Origin of the sequence: Corynebacterium sp. HMSC074E01 (assembly GCF_001808885.1) — a bacterium.
GTDB lineage: Bacteria > Actinomycetota > Actinomycetes > Mycobacteriales > Mycobacteriaceae > Corynebacterium.
In genome coordinates this window covers 1-13,626 of sequence record NZ_KV794825.1, presented here as the reverse complement: position 1 = coordinate 13,626, position 13,626 = coordinate 1, and the positions used below count along the sequence as shown (strand labels likewise).

The window sequence follows — 13,626 nt, the reverse complement described above, 5'->3', positions numbered from 1 at the left end:
TAGAATAATCGCAGGACGAGCCGGTTACCGGAACGTTGTCGCCTGGAGCCGCGTAGGCTCCAGAGCTTTTTGGAGGGCCTTCTGGGCGCAGTGATGGAGTGCGTGCCTTAACAGTCAAGCTTTGATTCTGGCGGGAGTGCCGGACAGGCGCAGCAAGTGGAGCGTTGAGGTGGCCTCTAGACATTCGCACACAATTCGGTTGTCCTTAAGAAGAGTCTCACTGCTAGGTGAAAGACGCTTCAGGTGTACGTGTCCTCCTGGGAAAGGAGGGGTGATGACTTCCTCTACGCAAATTCTCCGACGAGTGCTAATCTCTGAAATAAGCAGGTGCTGACTACTGAAGGGCGAAGGAGGGATTAAATTGACAAAGTCGACCGTTTCAAGACCTGACCACATTAATACTTCTGTAACTCAGGTCCAAGATATGGATGAGGAAGACCGTCGCCGCTACGTTGAGTACTTAGGGCGGGAGATTGCCAATTGGTCCGCGGAACTTAACCGCCGTCTAGCTTGACCATTTATCCCAACGAAGAGGAAGTCCTAATCGTCGGGGAATTGGCTTGTGGGTCCCCTCTGCAAATCCGTGATTCCAATCAGTTTAAAGCAAATGTAAACCGACCGGCGACTACTGTTCTCGGGAGAGACGCGTTTCCAACCGCTTGGGATAAAGCTGCAGCACTTCTGCATTCTTTCTGCACCACGCAAAGTCTTTTCGATGGTAACAAGCGGACTGGCTGGGCGGCTTGCTGGTTGTTTCTCAGGCTGAACCTGGCGGTAGGTCCCCTGCTTGGAAAAGTTGACGCAGATGCTTCTGAGCATCTTGTGGAAAGAATAGTTGGTGAAAAAGTTGGCGTGCCTGAAATCGCAGATGCTTTGCGGTCTTTGGTGGCGCCTTTTCTAGGGAACGCCGGTAATCTACCGTCAGGGTTTAGCGTAACTAAAATAACGGATGAAGGGGAAGACTATTTCGTAGGCGTTGGAAAGACTCCTGACGGAACGCGCTTTATCTACTTGTATCTCGCGGGGAGCCAGAGTACTCCTATTGAAATGGTGCTTACTTCCGATCAAGCACGCGAAGCAGCTGAAGAATTACTCCAGTATGCCGATAACCCTCTAGAGAAAAAGAGAATAAAGTTTAAAGCTCGAGCAATTCAAGCGCACTTAGACATGCATGACTGGTCTAGGTATATCTAGGTAGTTTGGACTGCTAGGTCAAGAGCTAGGTCTGTGATGTCTAGCGACTTTTTGGACACGGAGTCCAGGATGTTTTTGGACGGGATGTCTAGTGGCTTTTTGGACGTTTGCGGCGGTGGAATAGCCGGATGGCTATTCCATTGCATAAGCGTAGAAAGGTCGCAGATTTCGATCCCGTTCGTGACGGCAAGACGGTCACACAGTTTTGCAAAGAATTAGGAATCTCGCGGCAGACGTACCACAACATCAAAAGCCGGATAGCGCAGAAGGGTCGCGCAGGTATTGTGCCTGATTCGACTGCCCCGAAGAATCCGATTAAGAAATTTGACGAGGCCGATAAAATCGCAGTCGTCCACGCCAGGCAGGAGTTGATGGAGCAAGGCTTGGATTATGGGCCTTGGTCGATCTACTACTTCTTGTTTGACACTTCAGGCCCAGATTCCACGCCGTCGCGTTCTACAATCGCCTCGTGGCTTCATGAGCTGGGATTTGTTGATGCCAATGCCCGCAAACGGCCACGCAGCTCCTATAAGCGCTTCGCCCGTGATCTCGTCGGTGAACTCTGGCAAATCGATGGACTGGTCTACCGCCTCTTTGACCATGCCCACACACATGTCACGATTTACCAGATTATCGATGATGCCAGCAGATTCGATGTCGGAACCACAGCGTTCGCTCTGCCAGAAAACGGTACTGATGCGCGCGCCGTACTGGCCGCAGCGTTCGCCGACTACGGCAAACCTCAAGAAATCCTTTCCGACAATGGCGATGCGTTCGCCACCTATCACCGTGGTTTTCTCTCTGCTACTGAAACTTGGCTCGCTAGCCAAGGTGTACTTGCTATTGCTGGTTTCGCCCCGACAACCCAGGGAAAAGACGAACGCTCTCACCGCACGTTGACCCAGTTCCTCGATGCACGCCACCCAGTCAGCCTTGCTGAGGTCAACACATATCTGGCTGAATATCGCCAGGTCTACAACGAACGACGACGGCACCAATCACTGCTGGTCGGCAAAATGCACATCACACCACGCCAGGCCTTCGATACCTTCCCCAAGGCACCATCGCCTCAGCATCCACTCGATCCTGAGCAGGTCTGGGCCCGCGTAGTCGCTTATAACCAAGCGCACAATCCACAAGCTGTATCCGAAATGCTAAACGGCCCCGCGGAAGCGGCAACTTCACACGAGGCCTGCATCGATGACATGGCAGCTTTGCAAGGCATACCTCCCACCGATACCCCCACACTAACGGCGCCGACGACAAATTCAACAAACCATCGGGGTATCCCAGACCAGCTCTGCGTAAGCAAAGACGGCGTTGTACGCGTGTGCGGCTTCGGTCTCTACATTGGTCTGAGGTTTAAAAACCGCAGACTCTACTCCACAGTCACAGCCGAAAACGTTGCGGAGTTCTACACGGCCCATGACGGTGAATTCCTCTTCAGCGTGCCACTGCCGATCACGTTGAGCCACAAACCACCAGGTGGTCAGATCAACATCAACCTCGTTGAAGGAATGAAACACCGCCAACCACCGCGGATGAACCCGAAACTATCCAAACCCCGGCCGAAACGCAGGCCGCAACCATAAACCGCTAGAAGTGTCCAAGACCTCCATGGACTCCGTGTCCAAAAAGACACCGGACTCCATGTCCAAAAACCCTATGGACATAACAGAGCTAGGTCAAGAGGCCGGAGATTAGGCCTTACGCACGATTCGGTATAGTGAACATGTGCGAAAGGCTATGGGGTGATAGTTTGTGCAGGGTTATCCGTTGGAAAACTCGTTTGCTGAGTATGAGCATTACTTTCCTCTGAAGGGGCTTGGCGCACATTGTGAGGTCGCAGCGCACACTGTAAATGAGATGGCTCGTTCACCTCGAGTTCTTACTGCAGAAGCTGCGGATGCCCTTGAGGCGGAATTTGAGCCTAAGATTCGTGGGGCTCAAAAATGGGGGATTTCTCTACTTCCTGATGAGCTAACAGCGGCGGCCTTGCAAGCCGCGGGTGCAGCTTTGCACTCGATCGGCCTGTTGCTGAAGTCCGATATTCGGTATCCGCTTACACCATCAATTCTTGCCAGGCCTGCTCTAGAAAACGCTGCTCTAGTAATGTATGTGAATGAGCAAGAAGACCCGTGGGTTAGAACCGCTCGAGCGGTAAACGTCGTGATAAATGGGTACGAGAACTCTGACGCTGCAAGGCCCGATTCCAAGCTTCATGACGCTTTGGAGGCGCATCAAAAAATTAGGCAAGCGTTTGCATCGCAGGGGTACGGCAGGCGTCACAGACTATTGCCGTATACAGATCTGGTTGAGACGTATTTTGATGGGTTTAAAGGTCGTGAGATGTACAACGAGTTCAATCGATCAGTGCACCACAATGTAGTCCGCCAAATTGAAATAGCGATCTCAGCGGATATCGGAAGCTGCGGCAATGCAATTGAAACCTACGAAGTGGCTATCCGAACCGCTATCGCGGTCGGCGCGGCAGCATTCAGCCTAAAGGAGTTTCGGCACTGCGACGACGTTGATGAAGCACCATTACATCTGCTTGCTGATGTCTTTAAAAGTTGGAGCGCGTACCTTGATGGGCTTGGTGATGATGGCTTCGTAGATTGATGTTTGCTTCATCGAGACGATTGACTGCCGGCTCATTATTGCGACGCAGGCGTTGACTATCTCTGCGCTCGTTGGGCATAATTCTTGGTAGGGGCAGTCCTACTTTGCGTACAGCTGCTCGACCCTCACCGGGGCTACTGGCAGGTGAGGGTCATTTTTAGTGTGCTTGGGGTGTTAGGGGCTTTGCGTTGAGCCGCCACCGAGGGCCTCTTGGACTATTGCGTTGGCGTGCACAAAAGGAATCCGCTCCTGCTCGATGCGCAGTCTTCCTTTGGTGTAAAGCAAGCGGTAGGCGCGTTGCTCGTCGGTGGTGAGGTGGGTGAGGGTGGCGGAGCCGTTGCCGGGGTCGGGGACGGCGAGGTGCTGGAATGCGGTGACGGTGGCGGGGTCCATGAGCAGTGATGTGGTGTGGGGGAAGTGGGCGCGCACGGCGTTGAGGATGGCAAAGCCGGCGGCGTCAAGATCGCCCCAGTAGGTGATGTCGGCTCGTTGTAGCCAGCCCAGTGCCTGGAGTTGGTGGGCGGCGGTGCCGGAGCCGAGGATGGCGATGGTGGTTGGGGAGGCGTCGGCAAGCGTGGGAAGTGCTAGGAAGGTTTGTTTGTTCTCCACGATGAGTACCCGGGGTGGGGTGTCGGGGAAGAGGGTGGCGGCGTCGGCGAGGGGGATTTCGATATCGGAGAGTGCCGGGGCGTGGTTGAGGTAGCGCAGGCGCAGGCGGGCATCACTGCGGCGCAGGCCCAAGTCCGTGATGCCGAAGGGAGCAAGGAGCGCCAGGAGCAGGCGGCGGTGGGTGCCTATCCATTTGCCATCGACGCCCTCCACCGGCACGGCGCGCTCCCATTCGCCGGAGCGGGGATTGGCGCGCAGCCAGGTCAGACACGGTCCAAAGCAGCGCAAGTCGCAGGCGCTTAAGTCCTTCCACTGGTTGTACGTGCGGCGGACGGTATGCGCGAAGTCCGGGGAGTCCGGAAAGATGGCGGCGATGTCCTGGGCACGCTGGAGGGCCCGGTCGTAGTCGGACATCAGGTTCGCGGCGGCAGCGATGCGCGCGGCGCCGGTGAGTATTGCGCGTGTGGGAACGTCGTTGGTGCCAAGGCCCGCGCGGGACCAATTTCGGGATTCATAGATGACCTCTTCCTGGTGTGGCCAGCGCTGCCAGGCGCGGATGAAGTCCTTCGTGGCCTTGATATCGCGGGCGGCGGCCGTAGCTGTTGGCGGGTGCAGCGGCCAGTCCAGGTTGAGCGCAGCGGGATCGGCGAGTGCGTCGGCGAAGTGGTTGCGCAGGTACTTGGCGGCATGCGCCTGCAGGTCTTTAGGAGTCCGCATCGTCGGAGTCCTTGGGGTCGGGTTGTTGGGGGTCGTGGGTGGTGGAGGCGTCGATAAGTTTGTAGCCCGTGCGTGCCTGCGGGCGGCCGTCGATGGTGGGCTCGTCGTAGCTGACCACGATGGTGCCGTCCACATAGGGCGAGAGAGTCTGGATGAGCTTGAACGGCGTGGCCAGAATCATGTGGAATCCAAAGGACGCGAAGACGGACATAGCGGTGCGGGTGAAAGCGGGATCCGCGCGGTCAAAGGCCTCATCCAAGATGATGGACCCATAGGTGGGCACGTCCTGGTCAGGCTCCGCGAGGCGGAAACGCAAGGCTGCGGCCAAACAGAAGAAGACGAGCTTCTGGGCCTGGCCGCCGGAGAGTGAGGCGGAGTCTTGATAGGTGTTGGCCGTGGTTCCATCGGGGTAGCACTCGCGGCCGACAAAGCTGACGTGCCGGCGGGTATCCAAAACCACGTTGCGCCAGCGGATATCCTCCGGCTGGCTGGAGCCGAGGCGGCTTAAGATCTTGTCCAAGGCGTGGTAGCGCGCAATGGCTGCCGCTGGATCATCCTCGGTGACTTCCGCCAGGCTGTGGGAGGTGGCGGCATCGAGATCCCGCTGGAATTCTTGGACCACCTGGCCGCGGGCGTCCTTGACTTCGATGCGCAGGGTGCGTTCACCGTTGAAGGGAGAGCGCTCCAGGGATTTGTTGATGTACTCCATGCGCATCTCAATATCGCTGCGGGCGCGGCGCAGATCCGTGGCTAGGTGGGAGAGGTTGCGCACCGTCTGGCCGTTGAGCAACTCGAGGAAGCGGGCGCGGAAATCAGCCAGGCGGTCTGCCCGGAGGAACTTGAGCTTCTCGATGCCCTCGCCGGCGAAGCTGGCCTGCGGTTCCAAGTCGGCGGCCTCCGCGGGCCACTCGGACAGGTAGGCGTGCAGGACGGAGACGATCTTGTCGTTGGCCTCCTCGATGCGGCGCGCGGCCGTGCGGGAGGTCTGTTGCAAACTGGCCTGGACTTCATCGCGGCGGGCATCGATGTCATCGATTGTGAGACTGCGCTTGCCTTTGTGCAGGGCTTCAACGACTGCTGTCTCAATGTCCTTGTCCGCGATCTCCGGCACGGGGCCGATGCCGCGGCGGCGAGCGGTGGAGCGCTCTAGCTCGCCTTCGACGTTGCCCAGGTGCTTCTGCGCCTCGTTGAGTCTGGCGCGGGCGGCGTTGAGCTTCTGCTTGGCCTGCGCGTGCGCGGCGGCCAGCGCCTGGGCCTCCGGGGAGGAAGCCAGTGAGTCAAACTGTTCTTGCAGATCACGCTTGCGGGCCTCGGCGGAGGCGGTGTCGATGTCCTGGAATGAGGTATCCAGTACCTGCTGGGCCTTATCGCGCTGGGAGCGCAGGATGTCCATCTTCCGGTTGAAGTCTTGGACCCGCTTGGCCGTAGCGCGGGCGGTGGCCTTGGCGTCGATGAGCTGTGAACGCAGCAGTTCAATCTTGGCGGTGTTGGTGGAGCCCACCCGGTACCAGGCGGTGCCGCTAAAGCGCGTGCGGTCATCCTTGATGAAGCGCGTTGAGCCGTCCTTGTCCTTGGGGCGGCTTTCCAGGCCATCGCGGGTAATGGCCGGGGTCTTGGTGACTTTTTCTAATTCCGCCACCGAATCCACGCATTCGTAGTTGAAGCGGCGCGAAATGTGGTGGCGTACCCAGCTCGCCATGGCGTGGTCTTGGAACTCGAGTTTGTGGATGAGCTGCCGCGGGCTGCGCGCGGCTGCCGGTGCCGGGGCAAACTCTGGGATGGTGCGGTATTCCAAGCGCGTGCCCACGTTGCGGGAATTGACCCACTGGTTGATGGCCTCCCGTGCGGCTTCGGGCACGAGCAAGGTGGCGGCGAAATTGTGCAGCAGCTTCTGGATCACCGGCTCCCACTCGCTCTGGTGAGGGCTGATATCGATGAGCTCGCCGGCAAAGGGGAGCTCGGACTCGGCATAGCCGGTATCGCGGGCCAGTTGCGAGCGCAGCTCCACCAAGGTCTTATCGATGTTGGTTCTCCGCGAGCTGAAGGAACGCAGCTCGCTGTCCAACGTGGAGCAGGCGGTGGCGGCGTCGCGGGCGGCCACGCCGGCTTCCTGTTGTTGATTGATAAGGTCCTCGAAATCGGCCTCGAAGTCCGCGATTCGGATTTTCGCATTGGCCTGTAGTTGGGCGAAGCCATGCGGGCTGAGCTCGTAGTGATCAGTCCACTGACCGGCCGCTGCACTAAGGCGCTGGAACTCCTTCGTGCGGTGCTCAAACTCCTTTTCGGCGGTTTCTATCTTGGCCCTTAAGGTATCGAGCTCACCCGAACTGAGCTGGGAGACGGCCACTGCGGCGAGGCGCTCTGCGTCATCGAGGTGAGCAACATCGGCCTCAAGCGATGCGGCCTGAGACTGGGCTTCGGCCAATTGCGCCGAAAGGGCCCGAATGCGAACGTCCAGTTCTTCAGCCACCAAGCGGGAGCGTACAGCTGGCAGCGCCTCAGCCATGGCTTCCGCTTGTGCTTTGTCCGCCTCCGCGCCTGTGCGCTGGGAATGCAGCTGGGGCAGGGGAGCGAGCGTATCAATCTGGGCCTTGACGTCTTCGACCCTTAAGTAAGCTTGGCGCAAATCCTCAAATTGCTCGACGGCCTCATCCGTTTTCTCAAAGGTAGCCGGACGGTCCAGCATGTAGTCCCTGAAGAGCTGGTCCAAGCTGGAGAGGGACTTCGCGGATTGCGTGCGGTGGAGAAGGAGCTGGCCCTCCACATTCTTGATCCCTAAGCGTTTGCGGAAGCGGTTCGCGAACGTGGTGTAGGTCGGCGTGAAGGACGCGCCGGGGCCTTTGTACATTGCCTTAATCTTGCGGGTGTCCAGGCTGCGGGTGAGCAAGGGGCTGAGCTTGTCGATGTCCTCGTCGCCCGGCACCAGCCCATACAACTTCTTGATCTGGCTCACTGAGCTCTCACCGCCGTTGAGGCGGAAGATAGCGATGAGGGTGTGCTGCTTGCCTGCGCCGTTATTGTAGGTCAGCGCCACGACCGAGTTGGTGGCGCCCTCCCGCAAGTACTCGGGGGCGATCTCACCGGTCTGGGCGTTCTCTCGCTGCCGCCACGCGCCGCGCACATAGGAGACGAGGTTGCGCCCGTTGTGCCGCCCGAGGTCTTGTTGTGACGCCGCGTTGAATTTCACGTGACTTTGCGGAACTAGCACTGCAGACATGGCATCGAGCAACGTGGACTTGCCGGAACCCGAGCCGCCTGTAATGAGGAAGCCCTTGCGAGCTACCGGGATGGAGAAGTAGCCGTGGAAAGTGCCCCAGTTAATCAGCTGGATGCGGCTGATGCGGAATTGTCCGGGGCAGAGGGAGGTGTTCTTAGTCATCGGAGGCAACCTCCTGCTCTTGGAGCTGCTCCGGTTCCTGCTCATCCTGGTCTTCCGCCTGCGCCAGGCGGGCGTATTCATCCCGAATAGCGGAGACCGTGGAGGCGTCGAAAAGCTGGCGCAGCACCGGGGAAACCTCAAAGCGGCCCTCGGTCTCGGTGGCGCTGATGAGGGAATAGTCATTCTGTATGCGTTTCATTGCCGCGTTGAAGCGCTTGGTGAAGCCGGCCTCGTCGCGGTTATCCACCGCACGGACATAGCCGATGCTCTCCCGGAGATCCTCCACGTCCACGATGACGCGCTCGCCGGGCAGGGTGAGGCCCAGCTCCTGGCGCAGGTTCAACAAGATGGCGGTGTCGATGTGCTTAAGCTTGTCCGTGCGCAGCACCTGCGGGATGCTCAAGCTGTCTTCCTCCACCATGCGGGTGAATGCGAAGCCTTCGGTCTCATCCACGACGAGCTCCAGGAACACCTCGTGCAACCGGGCGCGTAGATTCTCCTCGTCGGAGATAATCGCCGCCCACAGTACCGGTTCCTTCTGCGCGCGAATGAGCGGGCCCTGCAGCAGCTGCACCAGGGCGCGCCGCGAATGGTAGGTCAGCGTTCCTTTATCGTGTTCCCACAGCGGCGGCTCGTGCGCGGCATCGACGCGGGGGCTGTTGACGGCGGTCACTGTAGCTCCTTAACGGTGGTGTGATCGAAATACATGGTGGGGATCTGGGCACAACGCACGGTACCGTCTTCCTCGGTCCACGTGACTGTCTCGTGTGCTTCTTTTAACGAGGGCAACGGGTGGGAATCCGCGATATGTACCAAACCCACTACGCTGGCTAGACCTTGCGTCGGGGGATAGGCCTGCAGCACCTGGCCAATAGTGCAGGGGCCGGACTTGGCGACGGCCATGCGTACCGCCTCGTGCAATTCCTCGAAGTCGATTTCTGATTCTCGCACCAGCTCATAAAGCGCCTGCGGGTCTTCCGTGCCGGGCTGGTAGGCCACTGGTGTCTCCTCCACGACTTCCCGCCCGGGGTTGGCCAGGCGGATGCGGGAGACCGAATGAATCGACATGCCGATGCGCTGCAGTGGTGTGTCCATCCGGTGAAAGGCCTTCAGTTCGGAGTTCTGTGCGGCATCAATGGCCATGCCGCGGGCCTCGCGCAGCAGCTCAATCATGCGTCGGTCCTCCGCGAATTGCTCGGAGGAGACGTAGTTGCGCAAACTGCGCGCCAGCCCGGTCATGGTCTGGTTGACCTCGAAGCTGGTTTCCTCCATATCGCGAAAGAGGCTGCGCAGCCGCTGCCTCTTGTCCGGGGCGAGCTGCTGCCCGGGTTCGCTTTCCAGAACTTCCTTGATCCATTGGTCCAACCAGGCGTTGCGCTCCCTATCCATCAGGAGGGAGTAGAAGCCGCGGAAGCTGCGTCCGGCCTCCGATTCTGCAATGTGGTCCACGCCGTTGAAGATTTCCTCCAGCACCTCGCCGCGGTAGCCCTCCGGATCTAAGAGCTGTCGGCGCAGCTGGTGGTTGAGGGCCTCGAGCTCATGGCGAACCCGGGCGAAATCACTCGGCACGGCCATGGCCATGTTCAGTACGTCTTGGACACGCTCTTCCGTCTCTGCGGCGGTGAGGCTTTCAAACTGCCCGAGGTGTGCCTTCTCAATCTCGCGGTCAATGCGGTCACGTTCTGCTTCCAAGCTGGCCACGCGGCTAGCGATGTCCTCGTTGGTATCCCGCGCCAGCCTTTGCAGCGCCGAGCTGATCGATTCCACCCGTGAGGCCGTCACCGCGGTCACCGGTGCTTCCCAGCGCTCAATGGCTTCGAGTGCCGAGAGCGCATCTTCACTGGGCTCGAGCGTTTCACCGTGGGAGCTCTTGCCGGACTTTCTGATTAACCAGCCGGCTTTGACCCAGTCATTGCAGTAGTTCTGTGGCGTGCGGGGCATGGAAAACTCGCTGGCCAAAACCTCGAAATCGGTGACCATGAGCTCGTATACCTCTGCTGCTGGGCGCGCCCGGGTGCCGCGCGGGAAGTACTCCGCAATCAACGCCAGAATCACGGGCGCGTTGTCCGCAGCCAGGAGCCGGATTGCGGCGGAATCGCGCATCAGGCGCCGGAGGGAGAGGGCGCGTGCTTCAACAGACATGTCTTGATTCTGACAGGTGTGCCGGACATGCGCAGTGGAGCGGGGCTCAGATTTTCGAAGCCCTCTGCCTGGTGCATGTCCTACAGAGCACAGATCGAAATAATTACGCCCATGGAGGCGGGGCCATGAGTGAAGCTTTAGGCTGCGTCCACCTGGTCGTCTTGTACCTCAACGCGGCCCATGAAATACCGTGAATGCGACTTTTTCAAGGATTCCAGGGAAGGCGCTGAAATATGGGCGATCTCAATATCAGGATCGTCGATCGCTGCTTCGCGGCGGAGGCGTTCCTTAAGCGCTTGAGTCGAGTCCGAGAATTGTTTGATGAAAGACTCACCTGAGCGACGTTTGTAAGTGATTATGAAATCAGTCATTAATCTGTTCGCTTTCGATTGGCGGGCCAGTAAGGGCGTCTTGTAGTTTTCTCAGCGCTTTGAGGGTGTCATTGTTGTTTTCAGCAGTGTCTGCTAATTCTAACTCATAGTTTGCCATGTGCATGTAGAACTTAGCCCGGTCTCTATGTACATGTGGATCTACGGGGATGGCCCTTGATGTCGCGGTTATTGACTGCAAACCATTCTGCGCTGATTCGTACCCCTTTTCCAGACTAGTCTCCATGTTGTAGAAACGGTCAGAGATTTCGAGCAAGTTTGCCCTCAAAGATTGTAAGTCGGGGTGCGCTGGACGGTACTCGTCTTCGTAGCGAATTCGTCGGCCTGTAAGGTCTGCCAGTTTTTCAAATGTATTTGCCCATTCGGCTTGGAGCTGGGTGCGCAATTGAATCTCCACGCGACCGGTAGGTTTGCTGGTAATCCATACATGCACCGCACGGTATCCACGCTGGGGATTAGAGAGGTAGTTCTTGATGGTTACTTCCGCATTGACTTGCTTGACTAGAACCTCGATAGCCTTGGCAATATTTAGTAGGACAGAGTGAGTCGCGCCCAGATCGAAACGTACACCGGCGAAGTCTTGCATCGCCGATAAGCGGGATCCTCTGTTTAATTTGTCTGCGATGGATGACCTAGTCTTGACTCGGGCAGATTGTACTGCCTCGAAAGGCCCTCGACCGTCAGCGTCTATGGATTGAACCGCAGACGAAACGAGCTTCGTAGTTTCGTCTTTGAGCCATTCGTACCAAGCGATGATTTCTTCTTGGCAATCGGGCGGTGTACTGCGCTTTCCTACATAGAACTCCCCCAACTTATCAATTTGTGAATTTGAGAAGGGACGCTTTTTGCAAAGGAACGTGGCGTCCGTACTTGTTTCATTGCTCACTTTTAACCTTTCCCCCGAGCAGAGCACAATGAATTCAGTTGTGCTCAGCCTCTAATCTAGTAGCAATCAGTCAACCATGGGGCCGTTCTAATCGTTGTCGGGAGTGAGTCCCTGCTTTTCATCGGTATCGCGAGTGACTTGTCCAACCTGTTGAATGGCAACGCCTTGGAAGCTGACTGGGGTGGCTAGCGCAAGAGCGCCCGGTCCCGTTGTCACGTAATGTTCAGCGATTGATTTCCCAGGTCTTGACGTCCGTTGCGCAACGAGGAGAAGTCACAATCTCTCGCATTCCTGAGGAGCTCACCAGCACGGTAGCCGCCGAGCTGCTAGGTGTTTCGCGCCCAACGCTCATGAAATGGGCAAGGGACGGAAAGATAGTTACCCACAAGCGTGGAACGCATACGAGGTTCAAGCGCGAAGACGTATTGCAAATGAGGCGCCAGCGTGCCAAAGAACGTGTGATGGCGTTCCAGGAATGGCGTGCATTCGAAGAGGAGAATGCGCATTTGTTCTGAGGGGACACGTCGCCAAGCGCCCGCCCCTTTCATGCACCGTCCGTGACAAGCTCCCGCAGCGCAGTCAGCGCCTCGCGTGAGGCGGTGCCGTAGCGCTCGCGCAGGAAGTGGTGGGTGGCGTCGGGGTTGCCCAGGGAAACGGGCACGTCGCTGAGGTTGTGTAGTTCCGATTCGCCGGCGGAGGTCTTCTCCACGGACCAGAAGCTTTCCGGGCGCAGGCCCAGCTCGCCGGCGCGCTCGAGGACGCTGAAGGTGTGGGAGGCAAAGATGAGCTGCGCGCCGTGGACGTTGATGTCGGGCTCGCGGAAGGCGTGGATGATGAAATCGAGAAGAGCTGGGCGCAGGGCGGAATCTAGTTCATCGGCAACCAGAATCCCGCCGCGGCGCAGGGGGTCCAGCACCAGGGGAGCGGTGGCCATCCAGTTCTGCGTGCCGCCGGATTCATCGGTCAGCTTCAGCTCGTAGAAGGAATCATCGGTCTTGTGTTCCACGATGATGGCGTGCAGCAGGGATTCAATCTCCGCATCGGAGTAGGCGCTGAACTCGTCGGGGCGGCGGAGCCGTGCGCTACTGCGGCTGAGCGCGTCGATGACCGGGCGCATCTGGCGGAAGACGTGTTCCGGGATGCGGTCTTGGTTGAGGCGTACGGAGTGGATTCCGGCATCGGCCGCGCGAAGTAGGGCGGCAGCCTCATGCAGGTGCAGCTTGCCGGTGCGGATGAGGCCGGTGATGCGGGAGGCGGTGCTCATCGCGGTATGCCCGTGCGGCAGGTAGGCCACGTCGTACACTAGGGCGCGGGCCAGCGGGGCTAGCACAGGGTGCCCGTCGCGCAGGCCGGCGGAGAGGATCAGCTCGGTGTCTGTTACGGGGCCGAGCTTGGCGATGTCCCCCTTATCCATAAAGGAACGCGTCCACTGCACCTCCTCACCGCGGGTGCGCACGAAGCAGGGGCTCCACCTGGTCGAGGGCACGCGGCTGAGCCACTCGGCATGCACGCCGGTAAAGCTCCACTGGAAGCCGTAGAGATAGCGCACGCCGTCAAGCTCGAACTCCAGCTCAAAAGTGCTAGGCAAGCGCTGCGTTTTGGGGTCGAGGCGGTACGGGGCGTGGGGGAGTTGGTTGGGTGGGGCGTCGGCAAGCCAGGGGGCCTGACCCCCGGAAAGTAGACACGTC

At 58.6% G+C, this 13,626-nt stretch carries 11 protein-coding genes; 4 read left to right on the top strand and 7 right to left on the bottom strand.

Annotated features, from left to right (window positions below; all coding sequences use genetic code 11):
* The first annotated feature begins 510 nt into the window (after window positions 1–510).
* From HMPREF2537_RS12620 to HMPREF2537_RS02985, 3 genes are all read left to right on the top strand, one after another.
* Window positions 511–1,194 (top strand): type II toxin-antitoxin system death-on-curing family toxin, encoded by a 684-nt coding sequence (locus HMPREF2537_RS12620; protein ID WP_118854849.1) that lies wholly within the window; start codon window positions 511–513, stop codon window positions 1,192–1,194.
* A gap of 128 nt (window positions 1,195–1,322) precedes the next feature.
* Window positions 1,323–2,786 (top strand): integrase core domain-containing protein, encoded by a 1,464-nt coding sequence (locus HMPREF2537_RS02990; protein WP_070525436.1) that lies wholly within the window; start codon window positions 1,323–1,325, stop codon window positions 2,784–2,786.
* A gap of 169 nt (window positions 2,787–2,955) precedes the next feature.
* Window positions 2,956–3,816: a hypothetical protein gene (locus tag HMPREF2537_RS02985; RefSeq protein ID WP_070525433.1), complete on the top strand. Its 861-nt coding sequence runs from the start codon at window positions 2,956–2,958 to the stop codon at window positions 3,814–3,816.
* Window positions 3,817–3,990: 174 nt separating this feature from the next.
* Here HMPREF2537_RS02985 and HMPREF2537_RS02980 read toward each other — a convergent pair whose 3' ends face one another.
* From HMPREF2537_RS02980 to HMPREF2537_RS02955, 6 genes are all read right to left on the bottom strand, one after another.
* On the bottom strand, window positions 3,991–5,142 hold the full coding sequence (locus tag HMPREF2537_RS02980; RefSeq protein ID WP_070525431.1) for a DUF3322 domain-containing protein: 1,152 nt from the start codon (window positions 5,140–5,142) through the stop codon (window positions 3,991–3,993).
* Window positions 5,129–8,521: an ATP-binding protein gene (locus HMPREF2537_RS02975; protein WP_070525429.1), complete on the bottom strand. Its 3,393-nt coding sequence runs from the start codon at window positions 8,519–8,521 to the stop codon at window positions 5,129–5,131. The genes HMPREF2537_RS02980 and HMPREF2537_RS02975 overlap by 14 nt, the downstream gene beginning before the upstream one ends.
* Window positions 8,514–9,194, bottom strand: a complete 681-nt coding sequence (locus tag HMPREF2537_RS02970) for a DUF4194 domain-containing protein (RefSeq protein WP_070525427.1) — start codon at window positions 9,192–9,194, stop codon at window positions 8,514–8,516. The genes HMPREF2537_RS02975 and HMPREF2537_RS02970 overlap by 8 nt, the downstream gene beginning before the upstream one ends.
* Window positions 9,191–10,663, bottom strand: coding sequence for a DUF3375 domain-containing protein (locus HMPREF2537_RS02965; protein ID WP_070525425.1), 1,473 nt, complete (start codon window positions 10,661–10,663; stop codon window positions 9,191–9,193). Before HMPREF2537_RS02965 ends, HMPREF2537_RS02970 begins: the two co-directional genes overlap by 4 nt.
* Before the next feature lie 137 nt (window positions 10,664–10,800).
* Window positions 10,801–11,034, bottom strand: a complete 234-nt coding sequence (locus tag HMPREF2537_RS02960) for a hypothetical protein (RefSeq protein WP_070525423.1) — start codon at window positions 11,032–11,034, stop codon at window positions 10,801–10,803.
* Window positions 11,027–11,938: a RelA/SpoT domain-containing protein gene (locus HMPREF2537_RS02955; RefSeq protein WP_168162396.1), complete on the bottom strand. Its 912-nt coding sequence runs from the start codon at window positions 11,936–11,938 to the stop codon at window positions 11,027–11,029. Before HMPREF2537_RS02955 ends, HMPREF2537_RS02960 begins: the two co-directional genes overlap by 8 nt.
* A gap of 209 nt (window positions 11,939–12,147) precedes the next feature.
* Here HMPREF2537_RS02955 and HMPREF2537_RS13115 point away from each other — a divergent pair, with 209 nt between their 5' ends.
* Window positions 12,148–12,453, top strand: a complete 306-nt coding sequence (locus HMPREF2537_RS13115) for a helix-turn-helix domain-containing protein (protein ID WP_371326362.1) — start codon at window positions 12,148–12,150, stop codon at window positions 12,451–12,453.
* A 29-nt stretch (window positions 12,454–12,482) separates the two neighbouring features.
* On the opposite strand, the gene HMPREF2537_RS02945 is transcribed toward HMPREF2537_RS13115, so the two are convergent.
* Window positions 12,483–13,626, bottom strand: a 1,144-nt coding sequence (locus HMPREF2537_RS02945) for an AAA family ATPase (RefSeq protein WP_070525421.1), incomplete at its 5' end; no start/stop codon positions are given.

Coding starts and splice junctions, on each gene's coding strand:
- HMPREF2537_RS02965 (WP_070525425.1), bottom strand. CDS start 10,663: ATGTCTGTTGAAGCACGCGCCCTCTCCCTCCGGCGCCTGATGCGCGAT.
- HMPREF2537_RS02975 (WP_070525429.1), bottom strand. CDS start 8,521: ATGACTAAGAACACCTCCCTCTGCCCCGGACAATTCCGCATCAGCCGC.
- HMPREF2537_RS02960 (WP_070525423.1), bottom strand. CDS start 11,034: ATGACTGATTTCATAATCACTTACAAACGTCGCTCAGGTGAGTCTTTC.
- HMPREF2537_RS02990 (WP_070525436.1), top strand. CDS start 1,323: ATGGCTATTCCATTGCATAAGCGTAGAAAGGTCGCAGATTTCGATCCC.
- HMPREF2537_RS02980 (WP_070525431.1), bottom strand. CDS start 5,142: ATGCGGACTCCTAAAGACCTGCAGGCGCATGCCGCCAAGTACCTGCGC.